This is a genomic window from Streptomyces sp. CS113, assembly GCF_002188365.1.
GTDB classification, from domain to species: Bacteria; Actinomycetota; Actinomycetes; order Streptomycetales; family Streptomycetaceae; genus Streptomyces; species Streptomyces tendae.
In genome coordinates this window covers 4790590-4808420 of record NZ_KZ195574.1, presented here as the reverse complement: position 1 = coordinate 4808420, position 17831 = coordinate 4790590, and the positions used below count along the sequence as shown (strand labels likewise).

The window sequence follows — 17831 nt, the reverse complement described above, 5'->3', positions numbered from 1 at the left end:
AGGGACGTCCGGGCAGGCCGAAGGGCCCGTACCCAGGAGGTACGGGCCCTTCGGATGAAGACCGGGTGCTGCGGTGGCCGCGCGTCTCAGGCGCTGAGGCGAACCATGTCGGCCTGCGGGCCCTTCTGACCCTGCGAGATCTCGAACTCGACCCGCTGGCCTTCTTCGAGGGTGCGGTAGCCGTCCATCTGAATCGCGCTGTAGTGGACGAAAACATCCGCACCACCGTCGACCGCGATGAAGCCGTACCCCTTCTCCGCGTTGAACCACTTGACGGTGCCCTGAGCCATGCCTAACTCCCCTATTACTGGCCCTTGCACAGATCCGCACTTCGCGAATCCGGGTCAGACCTCGCCCCCTCACGACTGGGGGCGTGCGCCGGAACGCGTCGACCGCGGCTGAATGTATCTGTCCAACTGCCGTCTGCAACAGGTCAATCGGACGAGAAATCTGGACGCACCCGGTCCGGAATGTGGCGAGAATTCGCCTGAATTCGGGTCAAGTCGGGTCACGCAAAGGGAACAAAAGCCGCGAAATACGCTCGCACTTTGGCTGCTTCTTGTCGGGCGGGCGGCAGGAATTAACGGTTCCCGTTGTGCTGATCGGGAGCGCGTTCCCCAACTCTACCGCGCTCAACCACATGGAATTGCCCCCTCCGTTTCTCTTACGGAGAGGGCAATACGCACTACAAGGTGTATCTGCGGTGGATCAGTCCCGCATCGGTGACCGCGTCAGCCGCCGGCCACCGCCGGGATGATCGAGACGCCCGCGCCGTCCGGCGTCGCCGTCTCCAGACCCTGCTCGAAGCGGACGTCGTCGTCGTTGACGTAGACGTTGACGAAGCGGCGCAGCTTGCCCTGGTCGTCCAGGACGCGGGCGGCGATGCCGGTGTGGTTCTTCTCCAGGTCGGAGATGACCTCCCCGAGGTTGGCCCCGTCGGCGCTCACCTCGGCCTTGCCGCCGGTGTAGGTGCGCAGGATGGTCGGGATGCGAACGGTCACGCTCATGCGAGGCCAGCCTCTCGGAAGGAGTCCAGGTTCGGGCGGATGGTGGCGGTGAGGCCGGTGCCGGCCACCGCGTCGAGGGTCTTCAGGCCGTCGCCGGTGTTCAGGACGACGGTGGTGAGCGAGGGGTCGAGGACGCCGTTCTCGATCAGCTTCTTGGTGACGCCGACCGTCACGCCGCCCGCCGTCTCCGCGAAGATGCCCTCCGTGCGGGCGAGCAGCTTGATCGCGTCCACGACCTGCTCGTCGGTCACGTCCTCCACGGCGCCGCCGGTACGGCGGGCGATGTCGAGGACATAGGGGCCGTCGGCCGGGTTGCCGATGGCCAGCGACTTGGCGATGGTGTTGGGCTTCTGCGGGCGGACCACGTCGTGCCCGGCCTTGTACGCGGTGGAGACCGGCGAGCAGCCCTCGGCCTGCGCGCCGAAGATCTTGTAGGGCTTGTCCTCGACCAGGCCCAGCTCGATCAGCTCCTTCAGCCCCTTGTCGATCTTCGTCAGCTGGGAGCCGGAGGCGATCGGCACGACGATCTGGTCGGGCAGCTGCCAGCCGAGCTGCTCGCAGATCTCGTACGCGAGGGTCTTGGAACCCTCGGCGTAGTACGGCCGCAGGTTGACGTTGACGAAGCCCCAGCCCTCGCCGGCCGGGTCGCCGATCAGCTCGGAGCAGAAGCGGTTCACGTCGTCGTAGTTGCCCTCGATGCCGACCAGCTCACCGCCGTAGACGGCGGCCATGACGACCTTGCCCTGCTCCAGGTCGTGCGGGATGAACACGCAGGAGCGGAAGCCGGCCCGGGCGGCGGCGGCGCCGACGGCCCCGGCGAGGTTGCCGGTGGAGGAGCAGGACAGGGTGGTGAAGCCGAAGGCGCGGGCGGCCTCGATGGCCTGGGCGACGACGCGGTCCTTGAAGGAGTGCGTGGGGTTGCCGGAGTCGTCCTTGACGTAGAGCCCGCCGGTGACGCCCAGCTCGCGGGCGAGGTTGTCGGCCTTGACGAGCTTGGTCCAGCCGGGGTTGATGTTCGGCTTGGTCGCGACGTCGGCCGGGACGGGCAGCAGGGGGGCGTAGCGCCAGATGTTCGCGGGGCCCGCTTCGATCCGCTTGCGCAGCTCTTCACTGTCGTAGGCGGAGAAGTCGTAGGCGATCTCGAGGGGGCCGAAACACTCTTCGCAGGCGAAGACCGGTCCGAGCGGAACCCGGTGGCCGCACTCCCGGCAGCTCAGCGCGGCGGCGGGGCCGAGGTCGACGGCGGCGTCGGTGGGGTTCGTGGAGGTTTCGGCAGTCTGCACAGCCATGGAGGCGAGGCCCTTTCTCCTCATCTTCCTCACGACGCATCTCGCCGTGAGACGGATTTGGCACCTTCCCTAGCCGGGAGCCTCGCCACGTCCGTGTGACAAGAACCGACTGGAGGGTTGCCGGGGCTTCATCGGGCCGTATCCCTCTGCCCCTCTGGATGAGCGGTGTGAAGTTGTTTCGCTGGTACACGCGGCGACCCCGGCATGCGGTGGTCCCACGCGTTGTTCAAGACTGTAACCGAAGGCCAGGACGGTTGAGATAGTCGTCCGTACCGCGAGATGGATCACAACGGATCACGAAGGAGACCTCGGGACGTGCTGGAAGAAGTCGAGCGCTGGCTGGACGCACGCTCCTGGGCCGCCGGGGACCGGCCGGTCCAGCACCTTCTGTCCGCCAAGCACGCCACCGGGCAGTCGGTCAGCGTGGTGCTCCCCGCCCTGGACGAGGAGGCGACGGTCGGCGACATCGTCGCGGTGATCCGGCGGGAGCTGGTGCTCGGGGTCCCGCTGGTCGACGAGATCGTGGTCGTGGACTCCGGGTCGAGCGACCGCACGTCGGAGGTGGCCGCGGCGGCCGGCGCGCGCGTCGTCCACCGGGACGCGATCCTGCCCCGCATCCCCGCCGTGCCCGGCAAGGGCGAGGTGCTGTGGCGTTCGCTGCTGGTCACCGGCGGGGACATCGTCTGCTTCGTCGACGCCGACCTGCGCGAGTTCTCGGCCGACTTCGTCTCCGGGATCGTGGGCCCGCTGCTCACCGACCCGGACGTGCACCTGGTCAAGGCCATGTACGACCGGCCGCTCGGCACCGCCCCCGGCCAGGGCGGCCGGGTCACGGAGCTGATGGCCCGCCCGCTGCTCAACATGCACTGGCCGCAGCTGGCCGGCTTCGTCCAGCCGCTGGGCGGCGAGTACGCGGCCCGCCGCTCCCTGCTGGAACGGCTCCCCTTCCCGGTCGGCTACGGCGTCGAGCTGGGCATGCTGGTGGACGCCCTGCACCTGGTGGGCCTGGACGCGCTCGCGCAGGTCGACGTGGGGGTCCGCGTCCACCGCCACCAGGACGGCCGGGCCCTGGGCCGGATGGCCGCCGCGATCTACCGCACCGCCCAGCTCCGGCTGGCCCGCGGCCACCTGGTCCGGCCGGCCCTCACCCAGTTCGAACGCGGCGTCGACGGCTTCGAGCCGCACACCTACGCCGTGGACACCGAGGAACGCCCCCCGATGACGGAGATCACGGAGTACGCGACCCGGCGGGTGGCCTGACCTCCGGGCCTCAGCCGGGGACGCCGTCCGACCAGCGCCACCGGCCGGCGGAGTCCGGCTCGCAGGTCAGGTACTCGCCGCCGCGGCCGTGGGTGCTCAGACCCCGGTGCTTCTTGGCGCAGAACTGGCCGTCGGCGTAGCAGTTGCCGGCCGGGCTCTTCAGCTCGCAGGTACCGCTGCCGCCGCCCCCGGTGCCGCCACCGGTGGTGCCGCCCGTGCCGCCGTCCCGGGTCTTCGACGGCTCGGGGGTCGGCTCGGGAGTGTGCAGCAGGCGGCCGGCGCAGTCACGGCCGTCACGCGGAACGGTGAACGTCACGGCACCGGAGCCGCCGCTCTGCTCGCAGACCTTCTCGCCGCTGCCCCAGGAGGAGGCCCGCTGTCCGGTGCCCTGGAGGCGCACGGTGTAGCCGACGTGTGCCTTCTCGGCCGCGCTGACGGCCGCCCCGATGCTGCCGCCGGTGAGGTCCGGCAGCGTGACGGCGGTCGGGGTGGGAGTCGGGGTGGGAGTCGGGGACTCGGTGCCGGGGGACGCCTCGGGAGTGGGACTGCTGCTCGGCGTGGCCGTGCCGGTGGCGGAGGCCGCGGCCTTCGCGGGAGTCTCGTCCGCCGTGCTGCTCGCGTCGCCGTCCCCGCAGCCGGCCAGGGCCAGCGCGAAGGCCGCGATCAGTGCCGCCGTGCCCGCGAGTCTGCTCGTGCGCCGGTGCCGTGTGCGTATGGGCATGGTGCGCCCACCCCCCAAGAAGTTGAAATGTGCACCGCACATCCTCAACCTGTTCACACTTTTCACACAAGACGCGTGACCGAATCGCCGTCGGGGTGACACCGGGGAACGTTTGAGGTTCGAGGGGTCGGGCTAGGTTGAGGCCATGGCTTCTAGGTTCGGTGCTGCTCAGGTGCTGGTCGCCTCCAACCGGGGGCCCGTCTCGTACGAGGTGCGGGAGGACGGGTCGCTGCACGCCAAACGGGGCGGGGGCGGGCTGGTCTCGGGGCTGTCGGCCATCGGGCCCGACGCCGGCGCGCTGTGGGTGTGCTCGGCGCTGGGCGACGGCGACCGCGAGGCGGTGCGGCGCGGGGTCGGCGAGGACGGCGTGCGGATGCTGGACGTACCGGCCGACGTGCACGCGGACGCGTACAACGGGATCGCCAACAGCGTGCTGTGGTTCGTGCACCACATGCTCTACCAGACGCCTCTGGAGCCCGTCTTCGACGCGGAGTTCCGGCGGCAGTGGGCCTCCTACGAGGCGTACAACCGGGCCTTCGCGGAGGCGCTGGCCGAGGAGGCGGCCGAGGGCGCGGTCGCGATCGTGCAGGACTACCACCTGACGCTGGTGCCGGGGATGCTGCGCGAGCTGCGGCCCGACCTCAGGATCGGGCACTTCTCGCACACGCCGTGGGCCCCGGTCGACTACTTCCGGCTGCTGCCGGACGACATCGCCGAGCAGGTGCTGCGCGGGATGCTGGGCGCCGACCGGCTCGGCTTCCTCACCCGGCGCTGGGCCGACGCGTTCAGCGCCTGCTGCGACGCCGTGGTCGGCGGGCTCGGCGGCACGGAGATCGGCGTGCACGGGCTCGGCGCCGACGGCGACTTCCTGCGCAAGCGGTCGCACGAGGCCGATGTCGAGGAGCGGATGGCGGAGCTGCGGGAGCAGATCGGCCAGGGGCGCCGCACGATCGTGCGGGTGGACCGGACCGAGCTGTCCAAGAACATCGTGCGGGGGCTGCTGGCCTACCGGGAGCTGCTGGCGGGGCGGCCCGAGTGGCGCGAGCGGGTCGTGCACGTCGCGTTCGCCTACCCCTCGCGGCAGGACCTCGCCGTGTACCGGGACTACACCGCCGAGGTGCGGCGGGTCGCGGAGGCCGTCAACGAGGAGTTCGGCACGCCGGGCTGGACGCCGGTCGTGCTGAACCTGAAGGACGACTTCGCCCGGTCGCTGGCGGCGTACCGGCTGGCGGACGTGGCGCTCGTCAACCCCGTGCGGGACGGGATGAACCTCGTCGCGAGGGAGGTGCCGGTCGTCTCCGACACGGGGTGCGCGCTGGTGCTGTCGCGGGAGGCGGGGGCGTACGAGGAGCTGGGCGAGGACGCGGTGGTGGTGAACCCGTACGACGTGGTCGGGACGGCGGACGCGCTGCACGAGGCGCTCGTCCTGCCGGCCGGGGAGCGGGCCGAGCGCTCGAAGCGGCTGGCGGCCGCCGGCACCGCGCTGCCCCCGGCCCGGTGGTTCCTGGAGCAGCTGGACGCGCTGCGGGGCTGACGGGCGGGGCTACCGGGCCTGGACCGGCGGGCAGGTGCCGGTGTCCTCGCCGATCGAGTTGATCTCGGCGTTCGGCCGCGGGTCACCGGCGTAGTCGAGCTGGTCCGTGCACTTCACCCCGTCCTGCTTCGGGGTGCCGGACGGCGTGCCGCCCGACTGGACCGGCGGGCAGGTTCCGGTCTCCGCGCCGATCGAGTTGATCTCCGCGTTCGACCGCGGGTCACCGGCGTAGTTCCGCTGGTCCGTGCACTTCTTTCCCGCACCCTGGTCCGGCTGCGTGGCGTCCGGGGTGTCCGGGGTGTCCGAGGACGTGCCGCCGGTGGTGGTCCCCTCGTCGGCGGTGGGGGTCCGGGCGGTGCTCGGCGCGGTGGCGGTGGGGGAGTCCGAGGCGAGGGCGTCGTAGGGGCCGCCGCCGTCGCCGCCGTTGCCGCAGGCGGTGAGCGCCAGGCCGAGGGCCAGGGCGGCGAGGGCGAGCATCGGGGTCTTCCGAGCGGTCATGACGGGTTCCTCCACGGTCCTGGGCCTTGGGCCCCACTGGGCGGCCTTACGGCGTGCAAGAGCGGGGGGCCGCGGGCCGGGTTGCCCCGCCCGCGGCGTCCGGACACGGCTGTGACAGGCGGGGGAACCGTCCGTGACGTTGTCTCAGCCCAGCCGGTGCGCGAGGGCCGCCAGCAGGGCCACCACGCCGGCCGGGCCGGGCACCTCCACGTCCGCGCGCTTCCTCAGTTCCGTCACCTCGTCGCTGCCGCTGCACACCAGGAGTCCCGGGGTGCCCTCGGCACGGAGGGTGTCGACGGCCGCGTAGGCCGGGAGGTCGCCGAGGTCGTCGCCGGCGAAGAGGACGCAGGCGGCGTCGAGGGAGTGGACGTACGCGCGCAGGGCCGCGCCCTTGTCCATGCCGGGTGGGCGCAGCTCCAGGACCATGCGGCCGGGTTCGACGATCAGGCCGTGCCGGGAGGCCAGGTCGGCGAGGGGGGCGCGCAGGGCGTCGAAGGCGGCCTGCGGGTCGGGGGCGCGGCGGGTGTGGACGGCGACCGCGTGCCCCTTGTCCTCGGTCCAGGTGCCCTGCGCCGCCCCGGACCGCTCCAGCAGCCCCGGCAGCTCGGCGCGGACGGCGCCGACGCCGGGGTGCGGTTCGGGTGTGGTGAGAGTGCCGGTGGCGGCGTCCCAGCGCTCGGCGCCGTAGTGGCCGAGGACGACGAGGCGGTCCAGGCCGGGGACGCCCGCGAAGCCGCCGTGGTGGACGGCGACCTCGGCGGGGCGGCCGGTGATCACGGCGATCGAGGCGACCTTCGGGGCCAGGGCCGCGAGCGCCGGTACGGCGTCCGGGTGGGCGCGCGCCCGGTCGGGGTCGGGCACGATCGGGGCGAGCGTGCCGTCGAAGTCGAGCGCGACCACCGCGCGGCCGGGCTGCGCGAGGAGCGCGTCGAGCCCCTCTCGTCCGGCCGCGGTGGCGGGCGTCGGCAGGGAGTGCGGGGAGTCGTCTCGGATGGTGTCCTGGTGGCTGCCCATACCGCGAACCTATCCCGCCGGCGCCGAAGGCAACCTCACCGCTCCGCGCGGCGGGACTCGCGGATGCGGCGCAGGCGGTTGACCGTCACCGGGTCGAACGCCAGGGCGCGGGGGTCGTCGAGGAGGGCGTTGAGGAGCTGGTAGTAGCGGACGGGGGCCAGGCCCAGCTCCTCGCGGACGGCGCGCTCCTTGGCGCCGGGGCCGGAGAAGCCGCGGCGCTCCAGCGCGAGGATGCGGCGCTCCCGCTCGGCCGGCTCTTCCAGGTCCATGTACGGCACCGTACCGCCCGCCACCGACAACGCGGCCGGGGCCGGGGCCGGGGCCGGGGCCGGGGCCGGTGGAGAGCCTCTACTCCGCGCTGCCCGCCCGCATCGCCGTCGCCTGGATCTGGCCGAGGACGCCCTTGGGGCTGCCGCCGGAGGCGACCGCCTCGCCGATGTGCTTCTTGACGTCCGCGCTGACCGAGGCCCAGGACGTCTTGCCCACCGGGTACAGCTGGGAGAGCAGCAGTTCGTCCAGGAACGGCTTGAGGTTCTTGTCCTCGGCCGCGGTGCTCATCGTCTGGGAGGCCGACGTGGTCACCGGGAGCAGTCCGTATTCGCGGGAGAAGTCGAGGACGTTCTCCTCGCTGTAGACGAAGTCGAGGAAGTCGCCGACCTCGTCCTGGTGGCCGTTCTTCTTGAAGGCCGTCATCCAGTCGGAGACGCCGAGGGTGTTCTTGCTCTCGCCGTCGATGCCCGGCGTGGTGACCATGCCGTACTTCACGCCCTTGGCGGAGGCCGTCTTCATCAGCGAGGGGTGCCCGTTGAGCATCCCCACGTCGCCGTTGGCGAAGGCTTCGAAGGCGTCGGCGCGGTTGAGCTTGCCGGGGGCGACGGGCCCGGTGAGGCCCTTGCCGACCAGCTCGTCCCGCAGCCAGGTGAAGGTGGTGACGTTCTGCGGCGAGTCGACGGAGTAGGTGCCGACGTCGTCGGTGTAGCCGCCCCCGCCGCTGAGCATCCACTGCATCGTCTCGGCCGGCGCCTCCTCGGGGCCCAGCGGCAGGGCGTACGGGTACTTCACGCCCTTGTCCTTGAGCGCCTCGGCGGCCTCGGCCAGGTCGTCCCAGGACTCGGGCGGCTGGACACCGGCCTTGTCGAAGAGGGTCTTGTTGTAGAAGAGCACGCGGGTGGAGGCCGCGAAGGGCAGGCCGTACTGCACGCCGTTGACCTGGCCGGCGCCGGCCAGCTGGGAGACGAAGTCGGCCTGGACCGGGATGGAGAGGACGTCGTCGGCCCGGTAGAGCAGGTCCTTGTCCGCGTAGTCGGAGTAGGCGCCGATCTGCGCCATGTCGGGCGCCTTGCCCGCCTCGACCATCTCGCGGACCTTGCGGTCGACGTCGTTCCAGGAGTAGACGGTGACGTCGACCCGCACGTCGGGGTTCTTGGCCTCGTAGGACTTGACCAGCTCGTCCCAGTACTTCTGGGAGCTGTTGTCCTTGCTGTCGCCGTAGTCGGCGGCGACGAGCTTCAGGGTCACCCCGTCGGAGTCGCCGGTGAGACCGCAGCCGCCGAGGACCGCCGTCATGCCCAGTGCGGACACCACCGCGATCGTTCCTGTCCTACGCCGCTGCACCCTGTTCCCCAACCCTGACTGCTCGTTCGCGCGTTCGCTTACCGGATTAAGGTCTACACCACCGCAGTGGACTAGACCTCTCCCGGGTGTACGGGCCACACTGTCCCCGTGAGACATGTCATCGCCCTCGATGTGGGCGGCACCGGGATGAAGGCCGCCCTGGCGGGGCCTGGGGGCGAGCTGCTGCACCAGGCGCGCCGGGCCACCGGCCGCGAGCGCGGACCCGAGGCGGTCGTCGCGGGCATCCTGGACTTCGCCGCCGAGCTGCGCGCCTACGGCGCGGACCGGTTCGGCGAGCCGGCCGGCGCCGCCGGTGTCGCCGTCCCCGGGATCGTCGACGCCGAGCGGGGCGTCGCCGTGTACGCGGCCAACCTCGGCTGGCGCGACGTACCGCTGCGGACGCTGCTCGGCGAGCGGCTCGGCTCCATTCCGGTCGCCCTCGGCCACGACGTGCGCACCGGCGGCCTCGCCGAGGGCCGGATCGGTGCCGGACAGGGCGCCGACCGGTTCCTGTTCGTGCCGCTGGGCACCGGGATAGCGGGCGCCATCGGCATCGACGGCCGCGTCGAGGCGGGCGCCCACGGCTTCGCGGGCGAGATCGGCCACATCGTCGTGCGCCCCGGCGGCACCCCCTGTCCGTGCGGGCAGCGCGGCTGCCTGGAGCGGTTCGCGTCCGCGTCGGCGGTCAGCCAGGCGTGGGCCGAGGCCTGCGGCGACCCCGGGGCGGACGCGGCCGACTGCGCCAAGGCCGTCGAGTCGGGGGACGCCCGCGCGCTCGCCGTGTGGCGGGACGCCGTGGACGCGCTCGCCGACGGACTCGTCACCGCGCTCACCCTGCTGGACCCACGCGTCCTGATCATCGGTGGCGGCCTCGCCGAGGCGGGGGAAACCTTGTTCTCACCGCTGCGGGACGCCGTCCGGCGGCGCGTCACCTTCCAGAAACTGCCGGAGATCGTCCCCGCCGCACTCGGGGACACCGCCGGTTGCCTGGGTGCCGGGCTGATGGCCTGGGACCTGCTCGACACCGCTGCCGCGACCGCTACGGCCGCCACGGCTCCGCCAGCTTCCCCGGCCGCCACGGCCGCGACTCCCCCGGAGGTAACCACCTGATGGCCCCAAGCAAGGTTCTCGCCGGTGCCCGGGTGGTACTGCCCACCGGGACCGTGGACGACGGCCGCGTGTGCGTCGACGGCACGCGGATCGCGGACACGGCTCCCCCGCGGGCCGAGGTCGTCGACGTGGCGGGCCACTGGGTGGTCCCCGGCTTCGTCGACATCCACAACCACGGCGGCGGCGGCGCCTCCTTCACCAGCGGTACGCCCGAGGAGATCCTCAAGGGCGTCGAGACCCACCGCAGGCACGGCACCACCACGACGGTCGCCTCCGCCGTCACCGGCGACCTGGACTTCCTCGCCCGGCGGGCCGGGGTGCTCGCCGAGCTGGCCCAGCAGGGCGACATCGCCGGCATCCACTTCGAGGGGCCGTTCATCTCCCCGTGCCGCAAGGGCGCGCACGACGAGCAGCTGCTGCGCGACCCGGACCCGGCCGAGGTGCGCAAGCTGGTCGACGCCGCGCACGGCCACGCGAAGATGATGACGCTGGCGACCGAGCTGCCGGGCGGTCTGGACTCCGTACGGCTGCTGGTCGAGCACGGCGTGATCGCGGCCGTCGGGCACACCGACGCGACGTACGAGCAGACCGTGCAGGCCGTCGACGCGGGCGCCACCGTCGCCACGCACCTGTTCAACGCGATGCCCCCGGTCGGTCACCGCGCGCCGGGTCCGATCACGGCGCTGCTCGAGGACAAGCGGATCACCGTCGAGCTGATCAACGACGGCACGCACCTGCACCCGGCCGCGCTCCAGCTGGCCTTCCACCACGCGGGTGCCGCCCGGGTCGCGTTCATCACCGACGCGATGGACGCGGCCGGCTTCGGCGACGGCCGCTACCGGCTCGGCCCGATGGACGTCGAGGTCGCCGACGGCGTGGCCCGGCTGGTGGAGGGCGGCTCGATCGCGGGCTCGACGCTCACCCTGGACCGCGCCTTCAAGCGGGCGGTGACGGTGGACCGGCTGCCCGTCGGCGACGTCGTCGCCGCGATCTCCGCCAACCCGGCGCGGCTGCTCGGCCTGGACGACCGGATCGGCTCCCTGGAACCGGGCAAGGACGCCGACCTGGTGGTCCTGGACGACGCCTTCGACGTGGTGGGCGTGATGCGCCGGGGCGCCTGGGTGGTCGATCCCCAACTGGGCTGATCCGTCCCCGAGTCCGCTGTGGGACCGCTCCGGGCCCGGCCGTCACCGGTCGGACCCGGGGACTGGGCCGACCGCCCGCCGTTTGGCATGATCGTGTCGTGGGCCACAGCTCCGCGGGCACACCCAGCCGCACACGATCGGGGGAGGTCGGCACGGTGATCCTCACCGTCACTCTCAACACCGCGCTCGACATCACCTACCGCGTCCAGGGCCTCCGGCCGCACGCCTCCCACCGGGTGACCGAGGTGACCGAGCGGCCCGGCGGCAAGGGACTGAACGTGGCCCGGGTGCTGGCGGCCCTCGGGCACGAGGTGACGGTCACCGGCTTCGCGGGCGGCACGACCGGGGGCGTCGTGCGCACGGGGCTGGCCGGCGTGCGCGGGGTGACCGACGCGCTGGTCCCGGTCGCGGGGGCGACGCGGCGCACCGTCGCGGTCGTCGACGAGCGCACCGGCGACACCACCCAGCTCAACGAGCCGGGCCCGGCCGTGGCGCCCGCCGAGTGGAGCGCCTTCCAGGAGACGTACGAGGATCTGCTGACCGGCGCCGCCGCGGTGGCGCTGTGCGGCAGCCTGCCGCCGGGGGTCCCGGTGGGCGCGTACGGCGGGCTGGTGCGGGCCGCGCGGGCCGCGGGCGTGCCGGTGCTGCTGGACACCAGCGGGGAGCCGCTGCGGCGGGGTCTTGCCGCCCGCCCGGACCTGATCAAGCCGAACGCCGACGAGCTGGCCGAGCTGACCGGTTCGCACGAGCCGCTGCGGGCCGCGCAGGCCGCCCGGCGCCGCGGTGCCCGCTCGGTGGTCGCCTCGCTGGGCGCCGAGGGGCTGCTGGCGGTGACTCCGGAGGGTCGCTGGCGCGCCGCCCCGCCGGCCCACGTCCGGGGCAACCCGACGGGCGCGGGCGACTCCGCGGTGGCGGGCCTGCTCTCCGGCCTGGTGGAACACCTGCCGTGGCCGGACCGGCTGGCCCGCGCGGTCGCCCTGTCGGCGGCGACGGTGCTGGCGCCGGTGGCGGGCGAGTTCGACCGGGCGGCGTACGAGGAGCTGCTCGGGCGCGGGGTCGCGGTGACGGCGGAGGCGGGCGCGGCCTGAGCGCGGGCCCGGCCTGAGCGCGGGCGCGGCCTGAGCGCGGGGCCCGGGTGCGGTTACCCGGGCCGCCCGGTCACTCGGACGAGATCGAGAGCTTGTCGAGGACGAAGTCGCACTTGTTGCCCTCGGCGCACGCCAGCTCGATCGTGTTGGTGCCCTTGGTCAGGTTCACGTTGGCCCAGGTGGTCTGCCAGCCCTTTTCCCAGTCGCCCTCGGGCGTGCCGCCGAAGTTCTTCATGTTCAGCGGGCGTTCGGAGGTCTTGCCGTTGATGACCAGGGTCGCGTCGGCGTCCTTGCCCGGAATGCCGTAGCGCACGTTCAGCCGGTAGCCGCCGGCCTTCTCGATGCCGTCGACGGTCCAGGTGGCCTTCGCGCCGACCTGGTTGAAGCCCGTGACGTAGGCGCCGCCGTCCGACTCCGCGCCCTTGAAGTCCGAGGCGGTCCCCATGCCAGGCGACAGCTGGAGCGCCTTCGCGTCGGTCGCGGGCAGCTCGGCCTCCTCGTCGGCGCCGTCGCTCGCGGAGGGGCTGGGACCGGTGCTCTGGGACTGGGTCGGCGACGGGTCGCCGCCCGCCTCGTTGCCGCCCTTGTCGTCGTCGGAGCCGCTGCTCGTCATGGCCACGGCGATGCCGATGACCACCGCGGCGACGACCGCCACCGCGCCGATCAGCAGGCCCTTGGTGTTCGGGCCGCGGCGTCCGCCGCCCCCGCCGCGTCCCGACGGCTGCTGCGGGCCCCCCGGGCCGCCGGTGCCGGGGAAGGTCTCCGGCGCGGCATAGTGCGCGTTCGGCTGCCCGTACGCGCCCTGCGGCTGACCGTAGGCGCCCTGCTGGGGCGGGGCGGCCTGGCCGTAGGCGGCGGTCTGCGCGCCCTGGCCCTGCGGTGCGCCGTACTGCCGTGTGCCGACGGGTCGCACCCGGTTGACCGAGTTCGGGTAGCCGTAGCCACCGGACGGCGGCTGGGCCCCGTTGGCCTGCCCGTCGGCGTAGAGGTAGCCGAAGGGGTCGTCGTCCTCGGGCGTGCTCGCGCCGTTGTTGCCGGGCGTCATCCCTAGGTCTCCTAACCAGATGCGGTGCGTGGTGCGGTACGGGTCGAGATGGCGAGCCTACCCTCCCCCATTCTCGAATTTGCTCGAACGGGGGGACCCCCATCCACTGACCCGAAAGGGTGACTCAGACCGCATCGACGCGCTGACCTGCTGATCATCCGGCTCGGCGGTGCTGTTTGGGACGAGATCGTTTCTCGACGTACATCCGTTCGTCAGCCGACTTCAACACCTCGTCCGCCGTCATGCCGCAGTGCGCCCAGCCGATGCCGAAGCTGGCGCCCACCCGGACGGCCCGGCCCTCGGCCCGGATCGGCTGGATGATCTCGCCCCGCAGCCGTACGGCGAGGTCCTGGGCGTCGGCCCGGCCGAGCCCGTTGGCGAGGATCACGAACTCGTCGCCGCCCAGCCGGGCCACCGTGTCGCCGTCGCGGACGCCGCCGCTGAGCCGCCGGGCGACCTCGATCAGTACGGCGTCGCCCGCGTTGTGCCCGAACCGGTCGTTGATCGACTTGAAGCCGTCCAGGTCGCAGAAGAGGACCGCGAGCCCCTTGGTGCCGTCGTCGCGCCCGTCCTCGGGGGCCACGGCGTGCACGTGGTGGTCGAAGGCGCCGTAGGGCTCGGCGGCGGCGGAGAAGTCGAAGGTGTGGCCGCCGGAGTCGAACACGGCGGAGTGCCCGTAGGCGGCGTCCATGGCGTCGGCCACGGCCGCGTGCGGGGACTGCGGGCGCTGGCACAGCCGGGCGGCGAGGCGGGAGCGCAGCTCGGCGCTGTTCGGCAGGCCGGTGAGGGAGTCGTGGGAGGCGCGGTGGGCGAGCTGGAGCTCGCGGCGCTTGCGCTCCTCTATGTCCTCGACGTGGGTCAGCAGGAAGCGCGGCCCGTCGGCGGCGTCGGCGACGACGCTGTTGCGCAGCGAGACCCAGACGTAGGTGCCGTCGCGGCGGCCCAGGCGCAGCTCGGCCCGGCCGCCCTCGGCGGAGGTGCGCAGCAGGGTGCCGATGTCCTCGGGGTGCACCAGGTCGGAGAAGGCGTAGCGGCGCATCGAGGAGGCGCGGCGGCCCAGCAGCCGGCAGAGCGCGTCGTTGGTGCGCAGGATGCGGCCGTGCTGGTCGCCGCCCATCTCGGCGATGGCCATGCCGGAGGGGGCGTACTCGAAGGCCTGCCGGAAGCTCTCCTCGCTGGCCCTGAGCGCCTGCTGGTCGCGCTCCAGGCGGACCAGGGCGCGCTGCATGTTGGAGCGGAGCCGGGCGTTGCTGATCGCGATGGCGGCCTGGAACGCGTACATCTGCAAAGCCTCGCGGCCCCAGGCGCCGGGACGGCGGCCGTTGCGCGGCCGGTCCACGGACAGGACGCCGATCAGCTCGCCGCTGCTGCCGCCGCCCTGCGGGCCGGGCGCGTACATCGGGGCGAAGAGCCGGTCCGAGGGGTGCCACTCGTCCTCGAAGCGGGGCGCGGGCCCGTCGGTGTACCACTGCGGGACGTCGTCGTCGTCGAGAACCCAGCCCTCGGTGTGGGGTATGAAGATCAGGTCGCCCCACTGCTCGCCCATGTTCAGGCGGCGGTCCCAGGACTCGCGGGAGCCGGAGCGGCCGGTGATGAGCGCCTCGGCGGCCTGGTTGCCGGCGAAGGCGGCGACGACGAGGTCGCCGTCGGGACCGACCAGGTTGACGCACGCCAGCTCGTACCCGAGGGCCTGGACGACGCCGTCGGCGACGGCTTGCAGGGTGTCGGCCAGACTGCGGGCCTTGTTCATGTCGGCCATGGCCTGATGCAGCTGGCGCAGGGACGCCAGGCGGACATAGGGCTCCGAGTCGGTCTCCATGCTCGCCCTCCCCCCGAGACCTCGCAGTGAATCAAGGGTTCTCTTCGGCGCCTTTACTGATGGTGCCCTTGCAGGTTCCCCGCCACTGAATCACAGTGCGCTCCGCACTCGGTACACAGGGTCAACAATTACCGCTCCTTGTGACTCAAGTCACAGCGAAACATGAACAATTGAGTGGGGATTTCTGGGTTTTCCGCGGGTTCCCGGTGCGTTTACCGATCGCAAAGTCCCAAGGAATGCGCACGTCTCCTTCCTTGGTCCTAGGTCCCGTTCGGGACCGGGGTCCGATGCCCCGCCCACGCACCGGACATTAGCGTGACGGGGTGCCGAACACTCCGTCTCTCACGTATCCCGGGTCTCCCGCGACCCCCGCGTCCCCCTTGACCTCGGCCGCCTCCGGGCATGCTGAGGGGGTGAGCAACGAGGAGTTCCGTGCCGCCATGTCCCGGCTGGCCTCGGGCGTGGTCCTGGTGACCGCGCAGGAGCCGCCGCTGGACCCCGACGACCCGCTGGCGCCGGGCGGCGAGGACGTCGGGATGACGGCGACCGCCTTCATGTCGGTCTCCCTGGACCCGCCCCTGGTCCTGGTCAGCCTGCGCGAGGGCTCCCGCATGGACGACCTGCTGGACGAGCAGCCGCTGTGGGCGGTCTCCGTCCTCGCCGAGAGCCAGCGGCACATCGCGGGCCGCTTCGCCATGAAGGGCCGGGTCAGCGACCGCCTCCTGTTCGCGGACATCCCGTACGTGCGGGGCGAGGCGACCGGGGCGCCCCTGGCGGGCGGCGCCCTGGCGACCCTGGAGTGCCGCACCGAGCGCCGGGTGCCGGCCGGCGACCACACCCTGGTGATCGGCCGGGTCCTGACCGCGGCGCTGCCCAGCGCGGACGGCGGCCCGCTGGCGTACTTCCGGGGCCGGTACCGGCAGCTGGGCTGAGCGGGCCATGCGCTCGCCCGCGCCCTCGCGTCCCGCCTAGGGTGCGCGCATGACGACCAGCGCCGGGCTCCGACTCGAGCCGATCACTCCCGCGAACATCGAGGCCGCCCTCGCGATACGGGTACGGCCCGACCAGGAGTTCGCCGTCTCCCCGGTCGTGAAGTCCCTCGCCGAGGCGTACGTCTACGGTGAGAAGGCCTGGCCGCGGCTGATCCTCGACGGCGGCCGCCCCGTCGGCTTCCTCATGGGCTTCTTCGGCGTCGACTGGTACGACGACGGCCGCGCGCTGCGCTCCGGTCTGTGGCGCCTGAACATCGCCGCCGCGGAGCAGGGCCGGGGATACGGCCGCTTCGCCGTGGAGTCGGTGGCCGCCGAGATCCGGCGCCGGGGCGGCACGGAGTGCTTCGTGACCTGGCACCCCGGCGAGCACGGTCCCGAGAACTTCTACCTGGGCCTCGGCTTCCGTCCGAACGGGGAGAAGGCCGAGGAGGAGACGGTCGGCGTGCTGGCACTGGACCGGCACTGACGCGTGGTCAGTCCCAGTCCCGCGCGGAGCGCCCCCGCTTGGTCTGCGAGCGCTGCTTCTTCTCCCGCAGCCGGCGTTCGTTGATGCCGCGCGGGATGCGGGTCGGCCTGCGGGGCCTGGGCGGGGGTGCGGTGGCCTCGGCGAGGAGGGCGGCCAGGCGTACGGCGGCGGTCTCGCGGTTGCGCCACTGGGAGCGGTGCTCGGAGGCGCGGACGGTGACGACCCCGTCGGACAGGCGCCCGGCCAGCCGCTGGAGCGCCCGCTGCTTCCACACCTCGGGCAGGGCCTCGGTGCGCGCCAGGTCGAAGCGCAGCTCCACCGCCGTGTCCGTGGTGTTGACGTGCTGTCCGCCGGGCCCCGAGGAGCGCGAGAAACGCCAGACCAGCTCGGCCTCGGGCAGGGAGACGGAGCCGCGGATGACATGGGGACCGGACATGCCTTCCATGTTCCCGTCCCCGGACGGCCCACGTCACCCGAATATCCCGGACCCGCCCAGGTCCGGTCTCGGTCCCAATCCCGGTCTCGGTCTCGATCCCGGTCTCGGTAAAGAAAGTAAAGAGAGGTGGAACCTTGTGGACCCCTCTCGTCGTTCATGGTGGTAGCTGTAGCTTTCTTGCCGTACGTAAACGAGGGAAGGGACTCCCAACAATGGCTGTAAGCCTGTCCAAGGGTGGCAACGTCTCGCTCACCAAGGAGGCTCCGGGCCTGACCGAAGTCACCGTGGGGCTCGGCTGGGACGTCCGCACCACCACCGGCACCGACTTCGACCTCGACGCCTCCGCGATCGCGGTCAACACGCAGGGCAAGGTCTACTCCGACGCCCACTTCGTCTTCTTCAACAACAAGCAGACGCCGGACAACACGATCGTCCACACCGGTGACAACCGCACCGGCGAGGGCGCCGGCGACGACGAGGCGATCAACGTCAACCTGGCGGGTCTGCCGGCCGACATCGAGAAGATCGTCTTCCCGGTCTCGATCTACGACGCCGAGAACCGCTCGCAGAACTTCGGCCAGGTGCGCAACGCCTACATCCGCATCCTCAACCAGGCCGGCGGCGCCGAGATCGCCCGCTACGACCTGTCCGAGGACGCGGCCACCGAGACCGCCATGGTCTTCGGCGAGCTGTACCGCAACGGCGCCGAGTGGAAGTTCCGCGCCGTCGGCCAGGGCTACGCCTCGGGCCTGGTGGGCATCGCCCAGGACTTCGGCGTGAACGTCTGACGTTC

At 72.4% G+C, this 17831-nt stretch carries 19 protein-coding genes and 1 riboswitch; of the genes, 8 read left to right on the top strand and 11 right to left on the bottom strand.

Features of this window, described 5'->3' with window-relative positions; all coding sequences use genetic code 11:
* Window positions 1-86: 86 nt before the first annotated feature.
* The 3 genes from B9W62_RS21465 to thrC form a co-directional block, all read right to left on the bottom strand.
* Complete coding sequence (locus B9W62_RS21465; protein WP_004929928.1) at window positions 87-290, bottom strand: cold-shock protein; 204 nt, start codon at window positions 288-290, stop codon at window positions 87-89.
* Window positions 291-731: 441 nt separating this feature from the next.
* Window positions 732-1007 (bottom strand): MoaD/ThiS family protein, encoded by a 276-nt coding sequence (locus tag B9W62_RS21460; RefSeq protein WP_030186288.1) that lies wholly within the window; start codon window positions 1005-1007, stop codon window positions 732-734.
* Entirely contained in the window at window positions 1004-2296 is a 1293-nt protein-coding gene (thrC, locus tag B9W62_RS21455) for a threonine synthase (protein WP_179235594.1), read from the bottom strand. The genes B9W62_RS21460 and thrC overlap by 4 nt, the downstream gene beginning before the upstream one ends.
* Before the next feature lie 17 nt (window positions 2297-2313).
* Window positions 2314-2461: riboswitch (SAM riboswitch) on the bottom strand.
* Between the two features lie 150 nt (window positions 2462-2611).
* On the opposite strand from thrC, the gene B9W62_RS21450 reads away from it, so the two are divergent.
* Complete coding sequence (locus B9W62_RS21450) at window positions 2612-3556, top strand: glucosyl-3-phosphoglycerate synthase (RefSeq protein ID WP_087808686.1); 945 nt, start codon at window positions 2612-2614, stop codon at window positions 3554-3556.
* Window positions 3557-3566: 10 nt separating this feature from the next.
* On the opposite strand, the gene B9W62_RS21445 is transcribed toward B9W62_RS21450, so the two are convergent.
* Window positions 3567-4277 carry a hypothetical protein gene (locus B9W62_RS21445; protein WP_087808685.1) on the bottom strand — a complete coding sequence of 237 codons (711 nt, stop codon included), beginning with the start codon at window positions 4275-4277 and terminating at the stop codon, window positions 3567-3569.
* 145 nt (window positions 4278-4422) lie between these two features.
* On the opposite strand from B9W62_RS21445, the gene B9W62_RS21440 reads away from it, so the two are divergent.
* Window positions 4423-5811, top strand: a complete 1389-nt coding sequence (locus tag B9W62_RS21440; RefSeq protein ID WP_087808684.1) for an alpha,alpha-trehalose-phosphate synthase (UDP-forming) — start codon at window positions 4423-4425, stop codon at window positions 5809-5811.
* A gap of 9 nt (window positions 5812-5820) precedes the next feature.
* On the opposite strand, the gene B9W62_RS21435 is transcribed toward B9W62_RS21440, so the two are convergent.
* The 4 genes from B9W62_RS21435 to B9W62_RS21420 all read right to left on the bottom strand — a co-directional run bounded on the left by B9W62_RS21435 (window position 5821) and on the right by B9W62_RS21420 (window position 8889).
* Entirely contained in the window at window positions 5821-6309 is a 489-nt protein-coding gene (locus tag B9W62_RS21435; protein ID WP_087808683.1) for a hypothetical protein, read from the bottom strand.
* Between the two features lie 144 nt (window positions 6310-6453).
* Window positions 6454-7323 carry a trehalose-phosphatase gene (gene otsB / locus B9W62_RS21430; RefSeq protein WP_087808682.1) on the bottom strand — a complete coding sequence of 290 codons (870 nt, stop codon included), beginning with the start codon at window positions 7321-7323 and terminating at the stop codon, window positions 6454-6456.
* Window positions 7324-7358: 35 nt separating this feature from the next.
* Entirely contained in the window at window positions 7359-7592 is a 234-nt protein-coding gene (locus tag B9W62_RS21425) for a DUF3263 domain-containing protein (protein ID WP_087808681.1), read from the bottom strand.
* A 79-nt stretch (window positions 7593-7671) separates the two neighbouring features.
* Window positions 7672-8889, bottom strand: coding sequence for an ABC transporter substrate-binding protein (locus tag B9W62_RS21420; RefSeq protein ID WP_256976778.1), 1218 nt, complete (start codon window positions 8887-8889; stop codon window positions 7672-7674).
* A 156-nt stretch (window positions 8890-9045) separates the two neighbouring features.
* Between B9W62_RS21420 and B9W62_RS21415 the strand changes: the two genes are divergently transcribed.
* The 3 genes from B9W62_RS21415 (at window position 9046) to B9W62_RS21405 (ending at window position 12280) form a co-directional block, all read left to right on the top strand.
* Window positions 9046-10047, top strand: coding sequence for an ROK family protein (locus B9W62_RS21415; RefSeq protein WP_087808679.1), 1002 nt, complete (start codon window positions 9046-9048; stop codon window positions 10045-10047).
* Complete coding sequence (nagA, locus tag B9W62_RS21410) at window positions 10047-11192, top strand: N-acetylglucosamine-6-phosphate deacetylase (RefSeq protein ID WP_087808678.1); 1146 nt, start codon at window positions 10047-10049, stop codon at window positions 11190-11192. The genes B9W62_RS21415 and nagA overlap by 1 nt, the downstream gene beginning before the upstream one ends.
* Before the next feature lie 155 nt (window positions 11193-11347).
* A complete protein-coding gene (locus B9W62_RS21405) occupies window positions 11348-12280 on the top strand; it encodes a 1-phosphofructokinase family hexose kinase (protein ID WP_087808677.1) in 933 nt (310 codons plus the stop codon).
* Between the two features lie 70 nt (window positions 12281-12350).
* Here the strand turns inward: B9W62_RS21405 and B9W62_RS21400 are convergent, their stop codons facing one another.
* Both B9W62_RS21400 and cdgB read right to left on the bottom strand, forming a co-directional pair.
* Window positions 12351-13325, bottom strand: coding sequence for a carbohydrate-binding protein (locus tag B9W62_RS21400; protein ID WP_087808676.1), 975 nt, complete (start codon window positions 13323-13325; stop codon window positions 12351-12353).
* Between the two features lie 154 nt (window positions 13326-13479).
* Window positions 13480-15144, bottom strand: a complete 1665-nt coding sequence (gene cdgB / locus B9W62_RS21395) for a diguanylate cyclase CdgB (protein ID WP_087808675.1) — start codon at window positions 15142-15144, stop codon at window positions 13480-13482.
* 323 nt (window positions 15145-15467) lie between these two features.
* Here cdgB and B9W62_RS21390 point away from each other — a divergent pair, with 323 nt between their 5' ends.
* Complete coding sequence (locus B9W62_RS21390; RefSeq protein WP_087808674.1) at window positions 15468-16076, top strand: flavin reductase family protein; 609 nt, start codon at window positions 15468-15470, stop codon at window positions 16074-16076.
* Window positions 16077-16125: 49 nt separating this feature from the next.
* Window positions 16126-16602 (top strand): GNAT family N-acetyltransferase, encoded by a 477-nt coding sequence (locus B9W62_RS21385; RefSeq protein WP_087808673.1) that lies wholly within the window; start codon window positions 16126-16128, stop codon window positions 16600-16602.
* Window positions 16603-16609: 7 nt separating this feature from the next.
* Here the strand turns inward: B9W62_RS21385 and arfB are convergent, their stop codons facing one another.
* Window positions 16610-17047 (bottom strand): alternative ribosome rescue aminoacyl-tRNA hydrolase ArfB, encoded by a 438-nt coding sequence (gene arfB, locus B9W62_RS21380; protein WP_087808672.1) that lies wholly within the window; start codon window positions 17045-17047, stop codon window positions 16610-16612.
* 203 nt (window positions 17048-17250) lie between these two features.
* On the opposite strand from arfB, the gene B9W62_RS21375 reads away from it, so the two are divergent.
* Window positions 17251-17826: a TerD family protein gene (locus B9W62_RS21375; protein WP_007450822.1), complete on the top strand. Its 576-nt coding sequence runs from the start codon at window positions 17251-17253 to the stop codon at window positions 17824-17826.
* The last annotated feature ends 5 nt before the right edge of the window (window positions 17827-17831 follow it).

What these genes read in the sequence shown, in the direction of transcription:
- B9W62_RS21425 (WP_087808681.1), bottom strand. Translation starts at nt 7,592, where the DNA reads ATGGACCTGGAAGAGCCGGCCGAGCGGGAGCGCCGCATCCTCGCGCTG.
- B9W62_RS21465 (WP_004929928.1), bottom strand. Translation starts at nt 290, where the DNA reads ATGGCTCAGGGCACCGTCAAGTGGTTCAACGCGGAGAAGGGGTACGGC.
- B9W62_RS21420 (WP_256976778.1), bottom strand. Translation starts at nt 8,889, where the DNA reads ATGACGGCGGTCCTCGGCGGCTGCGGTCTCACCGGCGACTCCGACGGG.
- arfB (WP_087808672.1), bottom strand. Translation starts at nt 17,047, where the DNA reads ATGGAAGGCATGTCCGGTCCCCATGTCATCCGCGGCTCCGTCTCCCTG.
- thrC (WP_179235594.1), bottom strand. Translation starts at nt 2,296, where the DNA reads ATGGCTGTGCAGACTGCCGAAACCTCCACGAACCCCACCGACGCCGCC.
- B9W62_RS21440 (WP_087808684.1), top strand. Translation starts at nt 4,423, where the DNA reads ATGGCTTCTAGGTTCGGTGCTGCTCAGGTGCTGGTCGCCTCCAACCGG.
- B9W62_RS21435 (WP_087808683.1), bottom strand. Translation starts at nt 6,309, where the DNA reads ATGACCGCTCGGAAGACCCCGATGCTCGCCCTCGCCGCCCTGGCCCTC.
- cdgB (WP_087808675.1), bottom strand. Translation starts at nt 15,144, where the DNA reads ATGGAGACCGACTCGGAGCCCTATGTCCGCCTGGCGTCCCTGCGCCAG.
- B9W62_RS21400 (WP_087808676.1), bottom strand. Translation starts at nt 13,325, where the DNA reads ATGACGCCCGGCAACAACGGCGCGAGCACGCCCGAGGACGACGACCCC.
- B9W62_RS21375 (WP_007450822.1), top strand. Translation starts at nt 17,251, where the DNA reads ATGGCTGTAAGCCTGTCCAAGGGTGGCAACGTCTCGCTCACCAAGGAG.
- B9W62_RS21445 (WP_087808685.1), bottom strand. Translation starts at nt 4,277, where the DNA reads ATGCCCATACGCACACGGCACCGGCGCACGAGCAGACTCGCGGGCACG.
- nagA (WP_087808678.1), top strand. Translation starts at nt 10,047, where the DNA reads ATGGCCCCAAGCAAGGTTCTCGCCGGTGCCCGGGTGGTACTGCCCACC.
- B9W62_RS21385 (WP_087808673.1), top strand. Translation starts at nt 16,126, where the DNA reads ATGACGACCAGCGCCGGGCTCCGACTCGAGCCGATCACTCCCGCGAAC.
- B9W62_RS21460 (WP_030186288.1), bottom strand. Translation starts at nt 1,007, where the DNA reads ATGAGCGTGACCGTTCGCATCCCGACCATCCTGCGCACCTACACCGGC.
- otsB (WP_087808682.1), bottom strand. Translation starts at nt 7,323, where the DNA reads ATGGGCAGCCACCAGGACACCATCCGAGACGACTCCCCGCACTCCCTG.